The organism is Pseudomonas sp. 10(2024) (genome assembly GCF_045164175.1).
In the GTDB taxonomy this organism is placed as follows: Bacteria; Pseudomonadota; Gammaproteobacteria; order Pseudomonadales; family Pseudomonadaceae; genus Aquipseudomonas; species Aquipseudomonas alloputida.
This window is the reverse complement of the sequence record NZ_CP174006.1, coordinates 1,852,711-1,878,330: the sequence shown is the minus strand read 5'-3', so window position 1 is coordinate 1,878,330 and position 25,620 is coordinate 1,852,711. Positions and strand designations below refer to the sequence as shown.

Sequence of the window (25,620 nt, the reverse complement as noted above, 5' to 3'; positions counted from 1 at the left end):
GGGAACCAGCCGATGAGCACTTCCAACCGCGGGGCCCTGCGTGAATTGCTGGCCCTGCTCAGGCCATTCTGGCCGATCGTCACCCTGTCCATCTTCCTCGGCATGATCGGGGGCCTGAGCGTGACCACGCTGTTGGCCACCATCAACGGCGCGCTGCACGCCGAGGGCGACCTGGGGCACAGCCTGATCCTGGGCTTTGCCGGGTTGTGCCTGCTGGCACTGGTGAGCACGATCCTGTCGGATATCGGTACCAACTATGTCGGCCAGCACATCATCGCCCGCCTGCGTAAAACACTGGGGGAGAAGGTGCTCGCCGCGCCGATCGAGCAGATCGAGCGCTTTCGCAGCCACCGTCTGATTCCGGTACTGACCCATGATGTCGACACCATCAGCGACTTCGCCTTCGCCTTCGCGCCCCTGGCGATCTCGCTGACGGTGACCTTGGGCTGCCTGGGCTACCTGGCCATGCTGTCATGGCCGATGTTCCTGCTGATGCTGGCGGCCATCGCCGTGGGCACGAGCGCCCAGTACCTGGCGCAATCGGTAGGCGTGCGTGGCTTCATGGCCGCCCGCGACGCCGAGGACGACCTGCAACGCCAGTACAACGCCGTCGCCGGTGGCGCGAAGGAACTGCGCATCCACCGCCCACGTCGCCACCGCATGTTCGTGCATGGCATCCAGGCCACCGCGGATTTCATCTGCAAGACCCAGATCCGCGCGATCAACACCTTCGTGATCGCCAAGACCTTCGGCTCCATGCTGTTCTTCGTGGTCATCGGCGTCGCACTGCTGATGCACGGTGCCGGCCCTGGACAGGACAAAGCGGTCATCAGTGGCTTCGTCCTGGTGCTGCTGTACATGAAAGGCCCGCTGGAACACCTGATCGGCACGCTGCCCATCGTCGGCCGTGCCGGCATCGCCTTCCAGCGCATCGCCGATCTTTCCCGGCAGTTCTCCTCCCCCGAGCCGCACCTGCTGCTGACCGACGCACCGGCTGCCAAGGCCACGGTGCGCAGCCTGGAACTGGTCGAGGTGAGCTACGCCTTCCCAGCGGTGGGCGATGCCGCGCCCTTCCAACTGGGGCCGGTCAACCTGCGGATCGAACAGGGCGAAATCGTCTTCATCGTCGGCGAGAACGGCTGTGGCAAGACCACGCTGATCAAGCTGTTGCTGGGACTCTACGCACCACAACAGGGGCATATCGCACTGGATGACAAGATCATCGATGCCAGCGACAGGGACCAGTATCGCCAGCTGTTCACCACGATCTTCGCCGACTACTACCTGTTCGACGATGTGATCCAGGGTGAACAGAGCATTCCCGAAGATGCCAACCAGTACCTGGAACGCCTGGAAATCTCACACAAGGTGAGCATCCAGGACGGCAAGTTCACCACCACCGACCTGTCCACCGGGCAACGCAAGCGCCTGGCGCTGATCAATGCCTGGCTGGAGCATCGCCCGGTGCTGGTGTTCGACGAGTGGGCAGCCGACCAGGACCCGACCTTCCGCCGGATCTTCTACACCGAGCTGCTGCCCGACCTCAAGCGCCTGGGCAAGACCATCATCGTGATCTCCCACGATGATCGCTACTTCGATATCGCCGACCAGTTGGTACGCATGGAAGCCGGTCGCGTGGTCACCCAGCACGTCCCGGCCTGACCACTCCACGAGCGCGGCGCACGGCCCGGCCTGTCCGGGGCACGGCGCCGCGATCCGCCCGCAAGGAAGCTGGAACAGTCGACGCCATAGCATTACCGCTCGGGGTTTTCATCAGATAAATCGCAAAGGACAGATTGTTGATTCTGTTTTCCGGTTTTCAATCCGTGATGCGTCTAATTATCAGTTACTGATTATTCCAAAAGAAAAACTGCCCACTTCCTTCAGGAGTCCCTTTCACCCATGCACCGCCCGAATCTGTCCCCGACCCCTCTGGCACGCGCCGTACGTCCATCGCAGTCGAACCGTACGGTACTGCCGGGCGCCCTGCTCGCCCTGATGCTGCTGGGGAGCAGCGCAGCGCACGCCGAGCAGGTCTCCGTCAACATCGCCGCCCAGCCACTGTCCACCGCCTTGCAGCAACTGGGCCAGCAGACTCAGATGCAGATCCTCTACAGCCCAGAGTTGGTGCAAGGTTTGAAGTCCAGCCCGGTATCCGGCTCGCTGTCGACCGACGAGGTGCTGCAGCGCATGCTCCAGGGCAGCGGCCTGTCCTACCGCGTGGACGGCCACACCATCCTGCTGATGCCGCCACCCAGTGCCGGCGAGGCCGCACTGGAGCTAAGCCCGACCTCGATTTCGGGCATGGCGCCGGGCTCGATCACCGAAGGCTCCGGCCTGTACACCACCTACATGTCCAGTAGTTCGACACGCCTGAACCTGACCCAGAAGGAAACCCCGCAATCGGTCACCGTGGTCACCCGCCAGCGCCTGGACGACCAGAAGCTGACCAACCTGACCGAGGTGCTCGAGGCCACCCCAGGCATCACCGTGCTCCGCACCGGCATCGGCGCCGAGAACGACACCTACTGGTCGCGCGGCTTCCAGATCAACAACTTCGAGATCGACGGTGTTCCCACCTCCCCTCGCCTGGACAACACCACCCAGAGCACGGCGATGTACGACCGTGTCGAGATCGTGCGTGGCGCCACCGGCCTGATCAGCGGCACCGGCACCCCGTCGGCGACCATCAACATGATCCGCAAGCGCCCGACCGCGACCTTCCAGGGCAGCGTGACCGCCGAAGCTGGCAGCTGGGACCGTTACGGCACCGGATTCGACGTCTCCGGCCCACTGACCGACAGCGGCAACGTCCGCGGGCGTCTGGTGGTCGACTACAAGACCCAGAACTCTTTCGTCGACCGCCTCGAGCAGGATACGCAGCTGATCTACGGCATCTCCGAGTTCGACCTCAGCGAAGCAACCATGCTGACCGTCGGTTTCAGTTACCTCAAGACCCAGGTCAACGACCCGCTGCGCACCGGCTTCCAGGTCCGCTACGCCGACGGCAGCAAGACCGACTTCAGCCGCTCGAAGAACAGTTCGCCGACCTGGTCGTACAACGACCGCAAACAGACCAATGTCTTCACCTCCCTCGAGCATCAGTTCGACAACGGCTGGAGCGGCAAGGTCGAGCTCAGCCACAGCGTCATGGACTTCGACGAGCTGATCAACTACATGAACGGCGAGATCAGTTCGGTGGACGGCTCCGGCGCCTACATGTACCCCAACCGCTGGTCGGGCAAGCCTCGCCAGAACAACCTCGACGCCTACCTGACCGGCCCGTTCACCCTGTTCGGTCAGGAGCATGAGCTGATCACCGGCGTCACCCTGTCCCGCTACACCGAAAACACCCCGGATCACGGTGGCTGGTTCGGTCCCTGGACCGGCTATGACGGCACCATCGACAATGTCTGGGACTGGAAAGGCCAGGGCCCGCGCCCGGACACCACCACCGTCGGCAAGACCTACATCCAGGAAAACCAGTACGCCGCCTACATGACCGGTCGCTTCCACGTGACCGACGACCTGGCCGTGATTCTCGGCGGTCGCGTCACCGACTGGCGACGCACCAGCGACTACCAGAACTGGAACGATCCGACGCTCGACAACAAGAGCGACGAAAACCGCCACGGCGTATTCCTGCCCTATGCCGGCGTGGTCTACGACCTCAACGACACCTGGTCGGTCTACGGCAGCTACACCAAGATCTTCAACCCGCAGCCCTATGGCGTGCACGATGAGAAGTTCAAGGCCCTCGACCCACAGGAAGGCACCGGTTATGAGCTGGGCGTGAAAGGCAGCTTCAACGACGAAAAACTCAACGCCAGCCTGGCGCTGTTCCGCATCGAACAGGACAACCTGCCCGTCTATGTGCGTGCGCCGGACATCTACCGCGCCGAGCAGGGCACCACCACCGAGGGCGTGGAGCTGGAGCTCAACGGCGAGCTGGCCGAGGGCTGGCAGGCGTTCGCCGGCTACGCCTACAGCGTCAGCACCGACTCCGACGACAACCGCATCGTCACCAACAACCCCCGTCACAGCGCCAAGACCTTCACCACCTATCGCCTGCCCGGCATTCTGGACAACAAGCTGACCATCGGCGGTGGCGTGAACTGGCAGAGCAAGACCGGCCAGGACCTGCACACCTTCACCCAGGGCAGCTATGCCGTGACCAACCTCATGGCGCGCTACGACATCACCCAGAACCTGAGCGCATCGCTCAACCTCAACAACGTCTTCGACCGCAAGTACTTCTCCTACGTCGACAGCTGGGGCGTGTACGGCGCGCCCCGCAACTTCATGACCAGCGTGCAGTACAAGTTCTGACCGCAACCACGACCCAGGGCGCCAGGCCCTGGGTCGTGGGCCTGGCGCCACACCCCACGCAGCAACGCCCCCCTATTCGCGGGCAAGCCCGCCCCCACAGCCCCCCGTCACTCTCAAGCCATGTGCTCATCTGCACGAGCGGGCTTGCCCGCGGGGCAACGCAAAAGGGCCGCATAGCGGCCCTCGATATCCAGTGCAAAACATCAGTTCAAGGCATCACGCAGCACCTGCGCCAACCTCGCATACACCGTGTCGATCTCGGCCGTGACCAGGCGCATGCGCAGGAAGTCGTGCACCAACCCCTCGAACACTTCGCTGCTGACCGTCACCCCCTGCTCGCGCAGGTGACGCGCATAGGCCTGCCCTTCATCTAGCAGTGGATCGAAGCCTGCCAGGCCGATGTATGCCGGCGCCACGCCCTGCAAGCCGGTGGCCAGCAGCGGCGAGAAACGCCAGTTCGAGCGGTCCTCGGCCTGGCGCGCATAGTGATCGTAGAACCACTCCAGGGTGGCGCTTTCCAGCAGGTAGCCCTCGGCGAACAGCGTACGCGACTCCCAGCTCTTCGAGGCATCGGCCACTGGATAGCAAAGCAATTGCAGCCGCGGCTGGACAGCCCCACCCAGGTGGGCGGCGTCGATCGCCAGCACGCTGGCCAGGGTCGCGCCGACACTGTCGCCGCCCACGGCCACCCGGCTGGCATCCAGCCCCCACTCGCGCGCGTTGTGTGCCAGCCACGCCAAGGCATCGGCGCAGTCGTCCAGCGCCACCGGAAAGCGTTGCTCCGGGGCGCGCCGGTAATCGACGGTCAGCACCGCGCAGGGGGTGCGCGCGCAGAACTCGCGACAGACACCATCGTGCGAGGCGATGCTGCCCACCACGAATCCACCGCCGTGCAGGTACAGCAGCACCGGCAGTGGTTGCTCGGCAGGCGCGCAGGGCCGGTAAAGACGCAGCGTCAGGGTGGCGCCATCGCGAGCCTGGCAATGCAGGTCCTCGCTGTGCACCTGTGGCGCTTCCCAACGCATGCGCACGGAGGCCTGCTCGAAGGCGTCGCGCGCCTGAGCGGGGGTCGAGCGGTGAAAGGCCATGGACTGGCCATCGCCTGGGCTGGCGTCGACCAGGTCGAGGAATTCGGCAATTTCAGGATTCAGTGGCATGGCTCGGTTCCTGGGCCGGACGCACCCGCATCCGGCCTGTCAGAAGAAGGAAAATTCAGTTGGCCTGGACCTGCAGGCAGTGCTCGATCAACAGCACCAACTCGGCCTGGAACTGTTCCATGAAGGCCGTGATGGTGCCCTGGCGGAAGCGTCGGTTGCTGTAGATGCAGCGGAACGACAGCTTGCCGTCGAACACCTGGCCTACCACTTCGAGCCAGTTGGCCAGGCTCGCCTGCTGCGAGAAGCTGTCGCCAACGCTCTCCGGCGCGGGCAGGAACAGCGCCTGCTCGGCATCGAAGCTTTGGTCGAGCTGCCCCAGGTAGTTGAAGGTGACCTGCGCCTGCGGCAGGTCGGCCAGGCGCGCGCGCACCCACGGTTCGTCCATGTGGCGCAGCACGCCGTAGCCGATGCCCTTGTCCGGCACCTGGGCCAACTGCTCGCGAATCGCCACGATCGACGCCCCGGGCTCGGACACCGGGCTCAGGCGTACCGGATACATGCTGGTGAACCAGCCCAGGGTACGGCTCAGGTCCAGTTGCTCGAACAGATCCTCGCGGCCATGGCCTTCCAGCAGCACCAGCGCCGACGCACTGTCGTCCCATTGGCACAGGGCCCGGCTCAGCGCAGTCAGCAGCAGGTCGTTGATCTGCGTCTGGTAGGCCGCGGGCGCCTCCTTGAGCAACTGTGCGGTCCGTTGCGCATCCAGGCTGAACGCGGCCTCTTCGCGGTGGCACATGAGATTGCCGCCACGTGGGTTGTCACAGCGCAGCGGCCCGTCCTGCCGGTCGAGCTGCGCCACCCAGTACTCGAGCTCACGCTCGCGCAGGGTCACCGCATGGCCGGCCAGGCCAGCGGCCCATTCACCGAAGCTGCTGGTGCGCAGCGGCAGCAGCGGCTCCCGTTCGGCGAGGAAAGCCTGGTAGGCCTCCTGCAAGTCCTGCAGCAGCACACGCCAGGACACACCGTCGATCACCAGGTGGTGGATCACCAGCAGCAGGCGTACCTGGCCATTGCCCAGGGTCGCCAGCAAGCCGCGCATCAGTGGCCCCTGGGCCAGGTCCAGGCTGCGTTGCAGCTCATTGGCCAGGTCCTCCAGCGCCTCTTCGTCGGCCACCTCGCGCACCCACAGCAGCGGGTCGTCGCCCAGGCGCTGCAGGCACTCCTGCAACGGCTGGTAACGCTGGATCCAGCGCCCCTGCTCGTGGGTGAAACGCAGGCGCAAGGCATCGTGCTGGCCGAGCATGCAGGTCAGTGTGCGCTCCAGCGCCCGCGCATCCAGTGGCTGGTTGGCACGCAGGATCAACGCCTGGTTGAAGTGTTCCGGCGCATGGGTCTGCGCGGTGAAGAACCACTCCTGGATCGGGATCAGCGGGAAGGCGCCCTCCACCACCACGGCCTGCTGCTCGCCGCTGACCCGCGACACGCCCTGCTGGTCGAACAGGTTGGCGATGGTCTGGCAACGCATCAGGTCGCGCAGCTTGAGCTCCAGTTTCAGTTGCGCATGGTTGCGCACCCGCGAAATAACCTGCAGGCTGAGGATCGAATCGCCACCCAGCTCGAAGAAGTTATCGGCGATCCCCACCTGCTCGACCTGCAGCACCTCGGCCCAGATCTGCGCCATCCATTGTTCCTCCTCGCAGCGCGGGGGCACATGGCTGGCCAGGTCGAAGGTGGGCTCCGGCAGGGCCTTGCGGTCGAGCTTGCCATTGGGCGAGACCGGCAGGCGCTCCAGGCAGATCACCTGCAACGGCACCATGTAGGCCGGCAGCGTCTCGGCCAGGGCGGCCTTGAGCTGATCGCCGCGAACCTCGGCGGTGGCCGCAACGTAGCCGATCAACTGCTTGCCGGAGACGCCGTCGCGAGCGATCACCACGGCATCGCCGACACCCGGTTGCTGGCGCAGGCTGGCTTCGATCTCGCCCAGCTCGATGCGGAAGCCCCGCACCTTCACCTGGTGATCCAGACGCCCGACGTAGTCCAGTATCCCGCTTTGACGCAGGCGCACCAGGTCCCCGGAACGGTAGAAACGCGCACCAGGCTCACCGAATGGGTCCGGCACGAACCGCTCGGCAGTGATCGATGGTCGCTGGTGATAGCCGCGAGCCACGCCATGGCCACCGATGAACAGCTGCCCGGCGAAACCGACCGGCAATGGGTTGAGGTCATCGTCCAGCACCCGTAGCGAGCGCTGCCCCACGACCCGGCCGATGGGTGCGTAGGCCGCGCCGCAGGGCTCTTCGGCCGAGGCCTTCCAGAGCATCGGCGTGACTACCGTTTCAGTCGGACCATAGCCATTGGTGATGTAGCGTGGCCGCAGCACCTCGCGCACCTCGGCCAAGGTCTGCTCCGGCACCGCGTCGCCGCCCAGGCAATAGATACGCACCGGCGGCGGCTCGACACCGCTGCGCTGCACATATTCGGCCACCTGCTTCAGGTAGGCGGGCGGGAAGCAGGCGATGTCGACCCGGCCCCGACTCAGCGCCTCGCAGGTCTGCTGGGGCGTCCACAGTTCGTTGTCGCGCAGGATCAGCGTACCGCCCACCGCCAGCGTGGTTAGCCAGCGCTCGTGGGCGCCGTCGAAAGCGAACGACATGAAGTGCAGCTCTCGGGTGCCGGCCTCCATCTCGTAGAGCTCGGCGATGGCCTGGCAATGCATGCTCAAAGGTCCATGGCTGACCGCCACGCCCTTGGGCACACCGGTCGAGCCAGAGGTGTAGATCAAGTAGGCCAGGCTGTGCTCGCCCGGCACCGGGAACACGCTGGCCGGCGTACCGGCTTCGCACGCCAGGGTCGCCGGGTCGAGCGGTTCCAGGCCCTCGGGCAGGGCCAGGCGCTGCCCAAGGTCGGCACGACCGATCAGTTGGCGCATGCCGGAGTCCTGGATCATGAAGGCCAGGCGCTCGGCCGGGTAGTCCAGGTCCAGCGGCACATAAGCCCCACCGCTCTTGAACACCGCCAACAGGGCCACCAGCATATCCACCGAGCGTTCCAGGGCTACGCCCACCAGTACCTCCGGGCCGGCACCACGGGCGAGCAGTTGCCGCGCCAGCACGTCGGAACGGGCCTCCAGCGCCGCGTAGCTGAGGCTCTGGCCGGCACACTCGGCGGCGATGGCCTCGGGCCGCGCGGCCGCCTGGCGAGCGATCAGTTGCGCCAGCATCACCCGCTCGCCGGCCTGCGCCGGCACCGCGCCCCAGGCGTCGAGCGCCTGATACTGCGCCGGGCTGAGCCGTTGCAGGTTGCCGATGTATTCGACAGGGCTGTCGATCATCGACTGCAGCAAGGTCTCCATCAGTGCGCGAATGCCCTGCACGGCCTCGGGCGTGAAGTGGCTGCGCAGGAACAGGTACTCGATGGCCAGGGTCTCGCCGAGGGTTACCGCCAGGTCCATGGGGAAGTTGGTGACGTCGTGGCTGCTCGAGGCACCGAAGCGCAGGCCGCCCTGGGCCTGTTCCAGGCGCTGGTCGATGGGGTAGTTCTCGAACACGATGATGCTGTCGAACAGGGCCTGGCCACCCTGCCCCGACCAACGCTGGATGTCGGCCAGCGGCGCATGGGCGTGCTCGCGCAGGTCCAGGTTGTCGGCCTGCAGTTGCTGCAGCCACTGATCCAGGCGCTGTGTCGGCTCGAGGGTCTGGATCACCGGCAAGGTGTTGATGAACAGGCCAAGCATGTGCTGCGCGTTGGCCAGGCTCTCGGGACGACCGGCCACTGTAGCGCCGAAGGCCACGCTGCGCTGTCCGGTGTAACGCTGCAACAGCAACAGCCAGGCACCCTGGATCAGGGTGTTGGCGGTAATGCCCTGGGCCCGGCAGTGCTGCTGCAAGGCGGCGGTGCGTTGGGCGTCCCAACGGGTGTACAGCGCCTCGTGCCCCGGCAGGTCGGCAGTGTGCCGCGGGTGAATCGACTGGCTCAGTTGGGTCGGCGCGTCGAGCAGGCGCAGACGGCCCTGCCAGTAGTCCTGCAGGCGCCCCTGATCCTGCTCCTGCAACCAGGCGATGAAGTCACGGTAGCGGCCGCTGTCGCCGGTCACTTCACCGCTGGCGTAGTGCTGCAGCACCTCGCCGAACAACTGCGAACTGCTCCAGCCGTCCATGAGGATATGGTGGCTGGTCCACACCAGCTGGTGCTCGGCGTCGCCCGTGCGCACCAGCAACAGGCGTTGCAGCGGCACCTGGCCGAGGTCGAAGCCACGCTGCGCGCGGGCGACCGCCTCGAGGTCGGCGGCGGTAAAGGATCGTGCCCGCCAGTCGAGCACGGTCATAGCCACGTCGACGTGACGGTGCACCACCTGCAACGGCGCGCTCTGGCCGCCTTCCCAGTGGAAGGAGGTACGCAGGATCTCGTGACGGCCGATCACATGCTGCCAGGCGGCGCGGAAGCGCTCTTGCTCGAGCCCCTCGACCGGCAGGCTGAGCTGGTTGACGTACAGGTCGTCGCCTTCGTCGGACAGGCTGTGGAACAGCATGCCCTGCTGCATCGGCGACAGTGGGTAGATGTCTTCGACCTCGGCCACCGCCACCGGCAGTGCGTCGAGTTGCGCCTGGCTCAGGCCCGCCAGCGGGAAGTCCGACGGCGTCAGCCCTTGCGGCACCTGGCAGTGCTCGACCAGCGCCGCCAGCTCCGCCTCGTAGGCCCGCGCCAGCCGCTCGATGGTCGCGCGGGCGAACATCTGCCCGCTGAAGCTGAACGCCAGGCTCAGCTCGCCGCCATACACCTGGCCATTGAGCACCAGCCAGTTGCCCAGCGGCGCCAGCGGGCTCTGCTCCTCACCTGCGCTTTCGGCAGCGGGCACGAACAGCGCCCGCTCATCGAACTGGCCATCCAGCTGGCCCAGGTAGTTGAAGGTGATGCGCGGCACCGGCAGCCCGGCCAGGCTCGCGCGCGCAGCCTCGTCGCCCAGGTAGCGCAAAGCGCCGAAACCGATGCCCTTGTGCGGCACGCCGCGCAGCTGTTCCTTGACCTGCTTGATCGAGGCGCCCAGCTCGGCGGCCGGGGTCAGGCGCACCGGGTAGGCGCTGGTGAACCAGCCCACCGTACGGCTCAGGTCGATGTCGTCGAACAGGTCTTCGCGGCCATGGCCTTCCAGCTCCACCAGCGCCGAATCGGCGCCGCTCCAGCGGCACACCACCCGGGCCAAGGCGGTCAGCAGCAGGTCGTTGACCTGGGTGCGGTAGGCCGCCGGGGCCTGTTGCAGCAAGCGTCGGGTCAGCTCGGCATCCAGGCGTGCCTGCACGCTCTGGCGGTGACGGTTCTGCAGGCTGGCGCCCAGCTCGGCCTCGGGCAGGTCCAGCGGCGCACCGGCCAGTTGCCCTTGCCAGTAGGCCAGCTCGCTGTCCAGGCTTGCGGCATGCTGCTGCAGGCGTTCGCCCCAGGTCTTGAAGGCGCTGGTCTTGGTCGGCAGTTTCGGCGTGCTGCCCGCCAGGGCCTGGCGGTAGGCATCGTGCAGGTCTTCCAGCAGCACGCGCCAGGACACGCCATCGACCACCAGGTGGTGGATCACCAGCAGCAGGCGCTGGCCACCGTCGGCCAGGTCGATCAGCACCGCACGCAGCAGCGGGCCCTGGGCCAGGTCCAGGCTACGCTGGGCCTCTTCGCAGGTCGCCTCGATTTCCTCGGCGCTGCGCAGCGCGGCACGCCATAGCAACGGCTGGGCCGGTTGCAGCGGACCGTGTTCGGCGCTGCCGTCGACAAAGCGCAGACGCAGGGCGTCGTGCTGGGCGTACAGTGCCAGCAGCGCCTGCTCCAATGCGCTGGCATCCACCGTTTCGGTGCCGCGCAGCAACAGCGACTGGTTCCAGTGCTGCGGCTCGCTCATGCGCTGGTCGAAGAACCATTGCTGGAACGGCAGCAGCGGCGCGCTGCCCGTCACCGGGCCCTGGTCGATACGCGGCACCACCGCCTCCCCGAGCTGGGCCACGGCCGCCAGGCGCTGCACGGTCTGGTGCTGGAACAATGCCTTGGGCGTGATATGGATCCCGGCCTGTCGCGCACGACTGACCACCTGGATCGACATGATCGAGTCGCCGCCCAGGGCGAAGAAATTCTCGGTAACGCCCACCGGGCCTGCGCCCAGCACGGTTTGCCAGATCTCGGCCAGGGCGATTTCGGTCGGTGTGGCCGGCGCCTGATAGTCGCGAGCCTTGACGGTCTGGTCCGGGCGTGGCAAGGCCTTGCGGTCGAGCTTGCCATTGGGCGACAGCGGCAGGCTGTCCAGTGCCAGCCACTGGTTCGGCACCATGTAGTCCGGCAGGCCACGGCGCAGATGCTCGGCCAGTTGTGCCTGCCAATCGCCGGTTTCGCCGGTCAGCACTACATAACCGACCAGCTGCTTGCCGTCCGGCACCGTCACCACGGCTTCACGTACCAGGTCGTGCTCCAGCAGGCGCGCCTCGATCTCACCCAGTTCGATGCGCAGGCCACGTAGCTTGACCTGGTGGTCGATACGCCCGGCGTACTCGATCACCCCATCCGCGCGGTAGCGCGCCAGGTCGCCGGTGCGGTAGATGCGCTCGCCATTGCCGTATGGGCTCACGGCGAAACGCTCGGCGGTCAGCCCCGGGCGGCGGTGGTAGCCGCGCGCCAGGCCTGCGCCGGCCAGGTACAGCTCGCCCAGCACGCCCACCGGCACCGGTTGCAGCTCGGCGTCGAGGATGTAGCAGGCCAGGTTGGCAATCGGCTCGCCGATCGGCACGCTGTCGCGCCCTTCCTCGCGGCAGGTCCAGTGGGTCACGTCGATGGCCGCCTCGGTCGGGCCGTACAGGTTGTACAGGCCGGCCTTCGGCAGCTTGGCGAACACCTGCTGCTGGGCATCGGCCGGCAGCGCTTCGCCACTGCAGACGATGCGCGCAAGGCTGGTGCAGCGCGGCACGCCGCTGTCTTGCAGGAACGCCTGGAGCATCGACGGCACGAAGTGCAGCGTGGTGATGTTTTCGCCGGTGATCAGCTCGACCAGACGGGCCGGGTCGCGATGATCACCCGGCGCGGCAACCACCAGTCGCGCACCGGTCATCAAGGGCCAGAAGAACTCCCACACCGACACGTCGAAGCTGAACGGCGTTTTCTGCAACACGCTGTCGCGGGCATCCAGTCGATAGGCCTGCTGCATCCAGCACAGTCGGTTGACCAGGGCCGAATGGCGGTTGCCCGCGCCTTTTGGCCGGCCTGTGGAGCCGGAGGTGTAGATCACATAGGCCAGGTTTTCAGGGGCCACCGCCACGTTCGGGTTGCGCGCGTCATCGGCGCCCGGTTCCAGGTCCAGCGCCAGGGTCTGCACGCCTTCGGCCAGCGGCAGTTGCAGGTGGCTCTGGGTCAGCAGCAGTTGCACGCCGCTGTCCTCGATCATGTAGCGCAGGCGCTCTTCGGGGTATTCCGGGTCCAGCGGCACGTAGGCGCCACCGGCCTTGAGGATGGCCAGCAAACCGACCACCATCTCCACCGAACGCTCCACCGCGATGCCCACCAGCACATCCGCGCCGACACCCAGGGCGATCAGGCGATGGGCCAGGCGATTGGCGCGGGCGTTGAGCTGGGCGTAGCTCAGGCGCGTCTCGCCGAAGGCCAGCGCCGGGGCATCCGGGGTGCGCTGCACCTGGGCCTCGATCAGTTGCTGGATGCTCTGCTCCAGCGGGTAGTTTTCAGCGGTGGCGTTCCACGTGACCAGGGTGCGCTCGCGCTCGGCGGCCGCCAGCAATGGCAGTTCGGCCACCGGTTGTTGCGGTTGCTCGACGATGCCTTGCAACAGATTGATGAAGTGGGTCGACAGCCGCTCGATGGTCGAGCGCTCGAACAGGTCGGTGGCATAGATGAACGACGCCTCCAATCCCTCTGGCGATTCGCGGGTCTCCAGGGTCAGGTCCAGTTGAGCCACTTCGGTAACACTGTCCACGCCTTCGATCTGCAGGTCGCCCAGGCGCGCGCTGGTCGCCCCGCCACGGCCGGCCGCTTGATGGTTGAACATCACCTGGAACAGCGGATTGAGCCCCAGGGTGCGCTCCGGCGCCAGGGCCTCGACCAGTTGCTCGAACGGCAGCTCCTGATAGGCCTGGGCATCCAACGCGTGCTGGCGCACCTGGCGCAACAATTCGACGAAGGGCTGCTCGCCAGCGACCTGGGCACGAATCACCTGAGTGTTGACGAAATAACCGATCAGCCCTTCGGTCTCGACCCGGTTGCGGTTGGCGCTGGGCACCCCAATGCGGATATCGTCCTGGCCGCTGTAGCGGTGCAACAACGCGTGGAATGCCGCCAGCAGCAGCATGAACAAGGTGCCACCCTCGGCCCGGGCCAGGGCTTGCAGGTCATGACTCAAGGCCGCCGGCAGTTGCAGGTTGCAACGCGCGCCACGGTAGCTGGGCTGCGCCGGCCGCGAGTGATCCAGCGGCAGTTCCAGCACCGGTTGCTGCGCGCCCAGGCGCTCGGTCCAGTAGGCCAGCTGGCGATCACGCTCGCCCGCCTCCATCCAGTGGCGCTGCCACAGGGCATAGTCGGCATACTGGATCGGCAGCGGCGCCAGGGTCGGCGCCTGGCCGAGGCTCAAGCCGGCATACAGGGCGATCAGCTCGCCGACCATCACCTGCATCGACACGCCATCGGAAACGATATGGTGCTGAGTCAGCACCAGCACCTGGTCGTCGGGCGCCAGCTCCAGCAGACGGACCCGCAGCAGCGGCCCCGCCTCGAGGTCGAACGGCTGACGGGTTTCCTCGGCCACCCGGGCCTCCAGTTGTGCCAGGTCCAGCGGCCCGACCACCTCATGGGCGATGGCCAACCCGGCCACGGGGTCGATCACCTGCAATGGGCGCGTCTGGTCGAAGACGAAACGGGTGCGCAGCGTCTGATGCCGCTCCACCAACCGCTCGAAGGCACCTTGCAGCGCCTGGCGATCCAGCCGGCCGCGCAGACGCAGGGCCATGGGGATGTGATAGGCACTGCTGTGCGGCTCCAGCTGCCAGAGGAACCACTGACGCTCCTGGGCGAAGGACAGCGGCAGTTGCTCGAAGGCCGACTGCACCTCGGGGATCGGCAGGTTGGCCGGGGACACGCCCTCGGCCAGCATCTTCTCCAGGTACAGGGCACGCTTGTCCAGTGGCAAGGTGATGAAGCGGCGAGCGATCCGCGCGGCAACGGTGCTGTCCATCACAGCCCCTCCATGTCGTCAAGCAGGTCTTCCAGACGGCTCAGGGTCGAATCCTGCACCTGTGCGCCGGTGGCTTGCAGTTGCGCCACCAGAGCACCAAGCACCGGGTATTGGAACAGCAGTTGCGGGACCAGCTTCAGCCCCAGTTCGAGTTGAATACGCGACACGATATTGATCACCAGCAGGGAATGCCCGCCCAGTTCGAAGAAGTTGTCAGTCAGGCCGACTCGCTCAAGCCCGAGGACCTGCGCCCAGATTGCCGCGACCTGTTGTTCCAGTTCACTCTGCGGCGCCACATAGGCACGCTGCGATTGCGCGGCATCCACGGCGGGCAATGCCTTGCGGTCGAGCTTGCCATTGGGCGACAGCGGCAGGCTGTCCAGTGCCAGCCACTGGTTCGGCACCATGTAGTCCGGCAGGCCACGGCGTAGGTGCTCGGCCAGTTGCGCCTGCCAATCGGCGGCCTCGCCGGTCAGCACCACATAACCGACCAGCTGCTTGCCGTCCGGCACCGTCACCACGGCTTCACGCACCAGGTCGTGCTCCAGCAGGCGCGCCTCGATCTCGCCCAGTTCGATGCGCAGGCCACGCAGCTTGACCTGGTGGTCGATACGCCCGGCGTACTCGATCACCCCATCCGCGCGGTAGCGCGCCAGGTCGCCGGTGCGGTAGATGCGCTCGCCATTGCCGTATGGGCTCACGGCGAAACGCTCGGCGGTCAGCCCCGGCGGCGGTGGTAGCCGCGCGCCAGGCCTGCGCCGGCCAGGTACAGCTCGCCCAGCACGCCCACCGGCACCGGTTGCAGCTCGGCGTCGAGGATGTAGCAGGCCAGGTTGGCAATCGGCTCGCCGATCGGCACGCTGTCGCGCCCTTCCTCGCGGCAGGTCCAGTGGGTCACGTCGATGGCCGCCTCGGTCGGGCCGTACAGGTTGTACAGGCCGGCCTTCGGCAGCTTGGCGAACACCTGCTGCTGGGCATCGGCCGGCAGCGCTTCGCCACTGCAGACGATGCGCGCAAGGCTGGTGCAGCGCGGCACGCCGCTGTCTTGCAGGAACGCCTGGAGCATCGACGGCACGAAGTGCAGCGTGGTGATGTTTTCGCCGGTGATCAGCTCGACCAGACGGGCCGGGTCGCGGTGATCACCCGGCGCGGCAACCACCAGTCGCGCACCGGTCATCAAGGGCCAGAAGAACTCCCACACCGACACGTCGAAGCTGAACGGCGTTTTCTGCAACACGCTGTCGCGAGCATCCAGTCGATAGGCCTGCTGCATCCAGCACAGTCGGTTGACCAAGGCCGAATGGCGGTTGCCCGCGCCTTTGGCCGGCCTGTGGAGCCGGAGGTGTAGATCACATAGGCCAGGTTTTCAGGGGCCACCGCCACTTTCGGGTTGCGCGCGTCATCGGCGCCCGGTTCCAGGTCCAGCGCCAGGGTCTGCACGCCTTCGGCCAGCGGCAGTTGCAGGTGGCTCTGGGTCAGCAGCAGTTGCACGCCGCTGTCCTCGATCATGTAGCGCAGGCGCTCTTCGGGGTATTCCGGGTCCAGCGGCACGTAGGCGCCACCGGCCTTGAGGATGGCCAGCAAACCGACCACCATCTCCACCGAACGCTCCACCGCGATGCCCACCAGCACATCCGCGCCGACACCCAGGGCGATCAGGCGATGGGCCAGGCGATTGGCGCGGGCGTTGAGCTGGGCGTAGCTCAGGCGCGTCTCGCCGAAGGCCAGCGCCGGGGCATCCGGGGTGCGCTGTACCTGGGCCTCGATCAGTTGCTGGATGCTCTGCTCCAGCGGGTAATGTTCAGCGGTGGCGTTCCACGTGACCAGGGTGCGCTCGCGCTCGGCGGCCGCCAGCAATGGCAGTTCGGCCACCGGTTGTTGCGGTTGCTCGACGATGCCTTGCAGCAGATTGATGAAGTGGGTCGACAGCCGCTCGATGGTCGAGCGCTCGAACAGGTCGGTGGCATACACCAACGAGGCCAGCACGCCCTCTTCGCTGTCGAACACATCCAAGGTCAGGTCGAACTGGGCGACACCGGTATCCCATTGCAGCCCTTCGACGCTCAAGGCGTGCGCCTGTTGCGCGCCCTGGCCACGGCGCGCGCCGCTCTGGTAGTTGAACAGTGCCTGGAACAGCGGGCTGTGGCTGAGGTTGCGCTCCGGCGCCAGGGCCTCGACCAGTTGCTCGAACGGCAGGTCCTGGTAGGCCTGGGCCTCCAGCGCCGCCTGGCGCACCTGGCCGAGCAGCGCGGCAAAGGTCGCCTGCGGCGCGAACTCGACCTTGAGCACCTGGGTGTTGACGAAGAAGCCGATCATGCCTTCGGTGCGAGCATGGTTGCGGTTGGCGATCGGCACACCGACACGGATGTCGGACTGGCCGCTGTAGCGGTGCAGCAACGTCTGGTAAGCCGCCAGCAACAGCATGAACAGCGTCACCCCCTGTTCCCTGGCCAGCGCGCGCAATGCCTGCTGCAGCTCACCGGGCAGGGCCAGCGTCAAACTGGCACCGGCTTGGCTGCGCATCGCCGGACGCGGGTGATCCAGCGGCAGTTCGAGCACAGGCTGCGTGCCGCCCAGGCGTTCGACCCAATAGGTCAGCTGCCGCTCACGCTCACCAGCGTCCATCCACTGGCGCTGCCAGACGGCATAGTCGGCGTACTGGACCGGCAACGGCGCAAGGCTCGGTGCCTGCCCCTGGTCAAAGGCGTCGTACAGGGCCACCAGCTCGTCGACCATGACCTGCATCGACACACCATCGCTGACGATGTGATGCATCACCAGCACCAGCACATGTTCATCGCTGCCCTGGCGCAACAGGCAGGCGCGCAGCAGCGGGCCCTGCCCGAGGTCGAACGGACGTGCGACCTCCTGTTCCACCCGCGACAGCAGCGCGGCATCGCTGGCATCGGCCAGCACCTCCAGAGGCAGCTCGAAGGCGTACGGCGCCTGTATCACCTGCTCGGTACGCCCCTGTGCATGAACGAACACCGTGCGCAGGCTCTCGTGCCGCGCCACCAGGTGTTCGAACGCCCGGCGCAGGGCTTCGACACGCAGCGCGCCACGCAGGCGCAGGGCCACCGGAATATGGTAGGCGGCGCTGTCCGGGGCCAGCTGCCAGAGGAACCACTGGCGCTCCTGGGCATAGGACAATGCCAGCGCCCGCGAGCGATCGGCCAGGCCGATGGCGGGCACCGCTGCGTCGGCAGACTCCGATAGCTGGGCGCAGAATGCCTGCAGGGTGCCATGCTCGAACAAGGTGCGCAGCGCCACCTCGACCTGCAGGGCGTGACGCACCCGGGCGACGACCTGGGTGGCCAGCAACGAGTGACCACCCAGCTCGAAGAAGTGATCGTGCAAGCCCACCTGCGGCAGCTTGAGCACATCGGCCCAGATCGCCGCCACCGTCTGCTCCAGCGCGGTACGCGGTGGCTGGTGATCATGTCGGGACTGACCGGCCTCAGGCTGCGGCAGCGCCTTGCGGTCAAGCTTGCCGTTGGGGGTCAGCGGCATGCTGGCGAGCGACAGGACATGCGCTGGAACCATGTAGTCCGGCAGCACTTCGCGCAGGCTCGCCCTGAGCGCGTCGCACCACGCGGCATCAGCCTGACCTGGCTGCAACGCCACCACATAGCCGACCAACTGCTGGCCGCTCGGGCCTGGCCGGGCGACCACGGCGGCATCGCGCACGCCAGCCTGGGCCAGCAGGCGGGCCTCGACTTCGCCCAGTTCGACACGGAAGCCGCGGATTTTCACCTGGTTGTCCACTCGCCCCTGGTAGTCGAACACGCCATCGCGGCGCTCGCGTACCAGGTCGCCACTGCGGTACAGGCGCGCGCCTGGCTCGCCGTGCGGATCGGGAACGAAGCGCTCGGCGGTCATGCCCGGCCGGTCCAGGTAGCCACGGGCCAGGCCGTGGCCACCAAGGTACAGCTCACCCTGCAGGCCGGCTGGCAGGACGCTCAGGTCGGCGGCCAGCACATAGGTGCGACGGTCGCCGATACGCGTGCCGATCGGTGCGTAGGCAGCGCCGCAGTCGGTAGCGCGGTCGGCTTTCCAGATCAGCGGGGTCACCACCGTCTCGGTCGGGCCGTAGCCGTTGATGATGTGCTCCGGCGCCAGGGCGGCATGCACGCGCTGGTAGCTGTCACGGGGCACCGCGTCGCCGCCGAAGCAGTAAATGCGCGCCTTCGGCGCCTGGCCATGCAGCTCGACGTGCTCGGCCATCTGCAACAGGTACGCCGGCGGGAACGCCGCCACCGTCACGCCGTGCTCACACATGCGCGCGCAGGTCTGGCCTGGCTCCCAGAGGCTGTCATCACGCACCAGCAGGCGGCTGCCGTGGGTCAACGCGGTGAGCCAGCGCTCATGAGCACCGTCGAAGGCGAACGACATGAAGTGCAGCTCGCAATCGTCCTCGACCATGGCATAGCGCCGGCCGATGGCTTCGCAGTGCATCGCCAGCGGGCCATGCTCGACGCACACCCCCTTGGGCTTGCCGGTGGAACCGGAGGTGTAGATCACATAGGCCAGGCTCTGCGGCTGCACCACTGTTTGCGGCGCATGGGTCGGCTGTGCGGTCAGGTCGAGCTGGTCGAGATTGAGGGCAGCCAACGCCGCCGGCAGCGGCAGTTGCCCGCGCAAGGTCGAGTCGGTGAGCAACAGGGCGATACCGGAGTCCTGCATCAGGTAGGCCAGGCGCTCGGCCGGATAGCTGGCGTCCAGCGGCACATAGGCGCCACCGGCCTTGAGCACCGCGAGCAAGGCGACGATCACCTGCGGCCCACGGGGCAAGGCCACGCCGACACGGATCTCGGCGCCTACGCCTTCAGCGACCAGGCGATGGGCCAGTTGGTTGGCCTGACGCTCCAGGCTGGCGAAGTCCAGCACCTGGTCGCCGAACAGTACCGCGGGAGCCTGAGGCCGGCGCGCGGCCTGGGCGGCGATGCGTTGGTGCACCAGCAAGCCGTCCTGCCATGGCTGCGGCGCGTTGGCCACGGCCAGGGCCTGCTGGGCCTGGCTATCGAGCAGGCTCAGGTTGCCCAACGCCGCGGTGGGCGCCTGGCTGAACTGCTCCATCAGGCCGATCAGTTGCTGGTCCAGGCGGACAATGGCCGCCTCATCGAAATGGGCACGCATGAAGCTATAGTGCAGCTCCAGGGTACCGCCCAGGTTCACGCCCAGGGTCAGCGGGTAGTTGGTCTGCTCGCGACTGTCGACGCTGCCGAAGCGCAGCTCCTGTGGCGCGCCACGCTCCAGGGCCTCGGCCACCGGGTAGTTCTCGAACACCAGCAGGCTGTCGAACAGCGCGTCACCGCCCTGCCCGGCCCAGCGCTGGATATCGAACAAGGGCGTGTGCTCGTGCTCACGCAAGCCAAGGTTGAGCGCCTGCACTGCCTGCAGCCAGTCGGCCACGGACTGGGCCGGCTGTGGCGTGGCGATCACCGGCAGGGTGTTGATGAACAGACCGATCTGCTGCTCGATACCCGGCAGCTCCAGCGGCCGGCCCGCCACGGTGGCGCCGAAGGCCACCGTGGCCTGCCCGCTGTAGCGCTGCAACAGCAGTAGCCAGGCCGCTTGCAGCAGGGTGTTGACAGTGACCTTCTGCTGGCGGGCGAAGGTTTCCAGACGCTGCGTGCGCTCGGCGTCGACCAGCCGCACATGGCTGGCGTACCCGCTGCCAGGCTCGGCCTGCAGGCCCTGGGCCAAACGTGTGGGCGCCTCCAGCTCGGCCAGGCGCTCGCGCCAGAACGCTTCACTGACCGCCGGATCCTGGCGCTGCAACCAGTCGATGTAGTCGCGGTAACGCCCGGCCTGGGCCGGCGCCTGCCCGGCATAACGCTGCAGGACTTCCCCCATCAACTGCGAGTTGCTCCAGCCGTCCATGAGGATGTGATGGTTGGTGTAGATCAGCTCGAAGCGCTGCTCGCCGGTGCGCACCACGGTCATGCGCAGCAACGGCGCCTCACGCAGGTCGAAACCACGAGCGCGCTCGGCCTCGGCCAGGGCGTCCAGGCGTGCGCCAGGCTCGGCCTCGGCATGCCAGTCGAGGTAGTCGAACGGCACCTGGACCTGGCGCTGGACGATCTGCAGCGGCTGGCCGATGTCACCTTCCCAGGCGAAGCGACTGCGCAGGATCGGCTGGGCATCGGCCGACGCCTGCCAGGCCGCGCGGAAACGCTCGACCTGCAAGCCTTCCACGGTCACCCGCATCTGGTTGATATAGTCGCCGTTGCCCTGGCCATACAGGCTATGGAACAGCATGCCCTGCTGCATCGGCGACAACGGATAGACATCCTCGACCGCGCGCGGATCGTCCAGCAACTGGTCGAGGTGCGCCTGATCCAGGCGTGCCAGCGGGAAGTCCGAGGGCGTGACACCGGCATGGCGCAAGTCGCAGCAATGGGCGATGAGCGCCTTCAGCTCGGCGGCATAGTCATCGGCCAAGGCCTGGACCGTGGCCTCATCGAACATCTCGTGGCTGTAGGTCCAACCAATGGCCAGTTCACCACCGTAGACCTGCCCATTGAGCGTCAGCCAGTTGCCCAGCGGCGCCGCCGGGCTCTGCTCCTCGCCGCGCGGCTCGCCGACCGGGACGAACAGCGCACCCTGCTCGGCGTCGAAACTGCCATCGAACTGCCCCAGATAGTTGAAGGTGATACGCGGCACCGGCAAGGCGGCAAGACCGGCCTGCACCGCAGCATCGCCCAGATGGCGGAGCATGCCGTAGCCGATGCCCTTGGAGGGGACGGCACGCAGTTGCTCCTTGACCGCCTTGATCGAGCCCGCCAGGTCCTGCGCAGGCGTGAGGGCCAGCGGGAACAAGGTGGTGAACCAGCCGACGGTGCGAGTCAGGTCGATGTCGTCGAACAGGTCTTCGCGGCCATGCCCTTCAAGTTGGATCAGCACGGTGTGCTGCGCGCTCCAGCGGCCCACCACTCGGGCCAGCGCGGTCAGCAGCAGGTCGTTGACCTGGGTGCGGTAAGCCGCCGGGGCCTGCTGCAGCAACTGCCGGGTGAGCTCGCTGTCCAGCCGCGTATGCAGGCTGCGGGCATGGCGGTTCTGCTGGCCGCCGGCCGGATTGGCGCACGGCAGGTCCTGCGGAGCATCGGCCAGCTGGCCCTGCCACCAGGCCAGCTCGCGCGCCATGGCGTCACTACGGGCGTGCTCCCCCAAACGCTCGGCCCAGGCCTTGTAGGCACTGGTTTTCGCCGGCAGCCGCACAGGCTGCTGCGCATCCAGTTGCGCGCAGGCCTGTTGCAGGTCCTCGAACAGCACGCGCCAGGACACGCCGTCGATGACCAGGTGGTGGATCACCAACAGCAAGCGTTGGCTGCCGTCGCCCATGCCGACCAGCACAGCACGCAGCAGCGGCCCTTCCAGGCTCAGGCTGCGTTGCGCCGCTTCACACAGTGCCAGCAGCGCGTCCTGGTCGGCGGCCTGCCGCTGCCAGAGCAGGTCCTTGGCCTGGCCAGGCTGACCGTGACTGGCCTGCCACTGACCCTGCTCGCGGGTAAAGCGCAGGCGCAACGCATCGTGCTGCACCAGCAGGGCCTGCAAGGCCGCCTCGACGGTCGCCGCCTGCAAGGCCCGAGTGGGACGCAGCAGCACTGACTGGTTCCAGTGGTGCGCCTCGTCGCTCACTTCGCCGAAGAACCACTGCTGTACCGGCAGCAGCGGCATGCCGCCCTGCACCGCCCCCTGGTCGATGCGCTGCGCCGCGCCGCCCTCGCGCGCCACACGGGCCAGGCCTTGCACGGTCTGGTGCTGGAACAGCTCCTTGGGAGTGAAATGTATGCCGGCCTGACGGGCACGGCTGACCACCTGGATGGAAATGATCGAGTCGCCACCCAGCTCGAAGAAGTTGTCGCTCAAGCCGACCCGCTCCAGACGCAGCACATCGGCCCAGACAGCGGCAATGCGCTGTTCCATTTCGCTTTGCGGGGCTACATAGGCCTGTTGCAGCAGGCTGGCATCCGCCGCCGGCAAGGCACGGCGGTCGAGCTTGCCGTTGGCGGTCAGCGGCATGCGCTCGAGCAGCAGCAGGTGCGCCGGCACCATGTACTCCGGCAGGTCTTCGCGCAGTGCGGCCTTGACCGCCTCACGCCAGATCGCCTGGTCCGCCACCGCTTGCTCGGCCACCAGGTAACCGACCAGCTGGGTGCCGCTCGCCCCCTCCTGGGCCAGCACCACGGCCTCGCGCACCTGGGGCAGCGCCTGCAGCCGCGCCTGGATCTCGCCCAGCTCGATGCGGAAGCCACGGATCTTCACCTGATGGTCCATCCGCCCGACGTACTCGATCACCCCATCGGCGCGCCAGCGTGCCAGGTCGCCGCTGCGGTACAGCCGCGCCCCGCTCTCGCCGAACGGGTCGGGAATGAAGCGCGTGGCGCTGAGGTCGGCGCGCTTGAGGTAGCCACGGGCCAGGCCCTGGCGACCGACGTACAGCTCGCCGACACAGCCGGCGGCCACCGGGTTGAGGTCGCTGTCGAGCACGTACAGGCTCTGGTCCGGGATCGGCACACCAATCGGGCTCGACGCGCTCTGCGCCAGGTCAGCCAGCGACAATGGACGGTAGGTCACGTGCACCGTGGTTTCGGTGATGCCGTACATGTTGACCAGTTGCGGGGCACGATCGCCGAAGCGCTCGAACCACGGACGCAGGCTGCCGACCTCCAGCGCCTCGCCGCCGAACACCACGTAGCGCAGCTGCTGGTCGCTGCGCTGGCCTTCAGCGCAGGCCACCTGCATCAGCTGGCGGAACGCCGACGGCGTCTGGTTGAGCACGGTCACCCGCTGCTCGCACAGCAGTTGGTAGAAGGCCTCCGGCGAACGGCTGACATCCTGCGGCACGATCACCAGGCGGCCACCATGCAGCAAGGCGCCGAACAGCTCCCATACCGAGAAGTCGAAGGCATAGGAGTGGAACAGCGTCCAGCAGTCCTGCGGGCCGAAGCCGAACCAGCCGTCCGTGGCCTCGAACAGGCGCAGCACGTTGCGGTGCGGCAGCAAGGTGCCCTTCGGCTTGCCGGTGGAGCCGGAGGTGTAGATGACATAGGCCAGGTTATCCAGGTCCACCGCAACGTTCGGGTTGACCTCGGCGAAGTCAGCGTAGTCGGCGTAGTCGGCGGCCAGGTCCAGCACCTGCACGTTCGCCGCCAGGCTCAGCCCGAGGTCGCCCTGGCCGAGCAGCAACTGCAGGCCGCTGTCCTCGATCATGTAGTGCAGGCGATCCAGCGGATAGGCCGGGTCCAGCGGCACGTAGGCACCACCGGCCTTGAGGATGGCCAGCAGGCCGACCACCATCTCCAGCGAACGCGGCGCGGCCAGGCCCACCAGCACGTCCGGGCCGACGCCTCGGGCGATCAGCGCGTGGGCGACCCGGTTGGCCCGGCGGTTCAGCTCGGCGTAGCTCAACTGTTCGCCTTCGCAGACCAGCGCCGGCGCCTGCGGCGCGCGGGCCGCCTGGGCTTCGATCAGGCGGTGCAGCGGCTGGCTCGGCGCGAACGTGGCCGGGGCGGTATTCCAGGCAGCCAGCGTTGCGGCACGTTCCGCCGTCGTCAGCATCGGCAACTCGCTGACGCGCGTGCCGGGGGCGCTGACGATACCTTCGAGCAACGCCTGCCAGTGGCCCGCCAGGCGCTCGATGGTGGTTGAGTCGAACAGGTCGGTCGCGTAGGTCAGCGACGCCCACAACTGCCCCTGCTCTTCATGGGTATCGAGCATCAGGTCGAATTGCGCGGTCTGGCTCTCCCAGTTCAGCGATTCGACCCGCAGCCCCGGCAGCTCATAGGCCTGCCGGCCCGCGCCACGGTGCGCCTGGTGATTGAACAGCACCTGGAACAACGGGCTGTGGCTGAGGTTGCGCTCCGGCGCCAAGGCTTCGACCAGTTGCTCGAACGGCAGGTCCTGATGCTCCTGGGCGCCCAGCGCCGCCTCCTTGGCCTGTTGCAGCAATGTGGTGAACGGCGCCTGACCATCGACTTCGGCGCTGAGCACCTGGGTATTGACGAAGAAGCCGATCAGGCGCTCGGTCTCGGCGCGGTTGCGGTTGCCGATCGGCACGCCGACACGGATATCGCGCTGTCGGCTGTAGCGGTGCAACAGCGCCTGGAACGACGCCAGCAGGACCATGTACAGGGTCGCCCCCTGCTGCCGCGCTACCTCTTGCAAACCCTTGCCCAGCTCGGCCGACAGCTCGATATCCAGGCGTGCGCCACGCAAGCTCTGCAGCGCTGGCCGCGGACGATCCAGCGGCAATTCCAGCACCGGCTGCTCACCGCCCAGGCGGGTGGTCCAGTAGGCCAATTGGCGCTCGCGCTCGCCAGCCTCCATCCATTGGCGCTGCCACAATGCATAGTCGGCATACTGGATCGGCAGCGCCGGCAGTTCGGGCTGCTGGCCACGACTGAACGCGCCATAGCAGTTGATCAGCTCCTCGACCATCAACTGCATCGAGGCGCCGTCGGAAATGATGTGGTGCTGGGTCAACACCAGCACATGGTCGTCTTCGCTCACCTGCAGCAGGCGCGCGCGCAGCAACGGCCCTTCGCCCAGGTCGAAGAGCACGGCGATCTCCCCCGCCACCGCCTGTTCCAGTTGCCCGGCATCGGTCAGTACCTGCACCGGCAGCGGCAGCGCGAACGGCGCGCGAACCTGCTGCAGCAACTGCCCGTCGACCTCGACGAACACGCTGCGCAGTACTTCGTGACGCTCGATCAGCGTCGCGAAGCTGCGCTGCAGCGCGGCCATGTCCAGGGCGCCGCGCAAGCGCAGCGCCGTGGGGATGTGATACGCCGCGCTGTGCGGTTCCAGGTTCCAGAGGAACCACTGACGCTCCTGGGCATAGGACAGCCGAAGGGGCTCGTCGGCATCACGCCGGAAAATCGGCGCGATGCCATAGAGGTTGACCCCCTTCTGACTCAGCAGAATCGCCAAGGCTTTGCGCTTCTCGGAAGAAAGCGCGCTTACCGATTCGATTAGTTGCTGCATGCCGTG

General features: G+C 67.0%; 3 protein-coding genes and 1 pseudogene. 2 read left to right on the top strand and 2 right to left on the bottom strand.

Annotated features, from left to right (window positions below):
• Window positions 1–12: 12 nt before the first annotated feature.
• Both ACI7M0_RS08475 and ACI7M0_RS08470 read left to right on the top strand, forming a co-directional pair.
• Complete coding sequence (locus tag ACI7M0_RS08475) at window positions 13–1,662, top strand: cyclic peptide export ABC transporter (protein WP_104961110.1); 1,650 nt, start codon at window positions 13–15, stop codon at window positions 1,660–1,662.
• Window positions 1,663–1,902: 240 nt separating this feature from the next.
• On the top strand, window positions 1,903–4,329 hold the full coding sequence (locus tag ACI7M0_RS08470; protein ID WP_104961109.1) for a TonB-dependent siderophore receptor: 2,427 nt from the start codon (window positions 1,903–1,905) through the stop codon (window positions 4,327–4,329).
• Between the two features lie 203 nt (window positions 4,330–4,532).
• Here ACI7M0_RS08470 and ACI7M0_RS08465 read toward each other — a convergent pair whose 3' ends face one another.
• Both ACI7M0_RS08465 and ACI7M0_RS08460 read right to left on the bottom strand, forming a co-directional pair.
• Window positions 4,533–5,486 (bottom strand): alpha/beta hydrolase, encoded by a 954-nt coding sequence (locus ACI7M0_RS08465; protein ID WP_129934022.1) that lies wholly within the window; start codon window positions 5,484–5,486, stop codon window positions 4,533–4,535.
• Window positions 5,487–5,541: 55 nt separating this feature from the next.
• Window positions 5,542–25,614 (bottom strand): annotated as a pseudogene (locus tag ACI7M0_RS08460) (non-ribosomal peptide synthase/polyketide synthase).
• Between the last annotated feature and the right edge of the window lie 6 nt (window positions 25,615–25,620).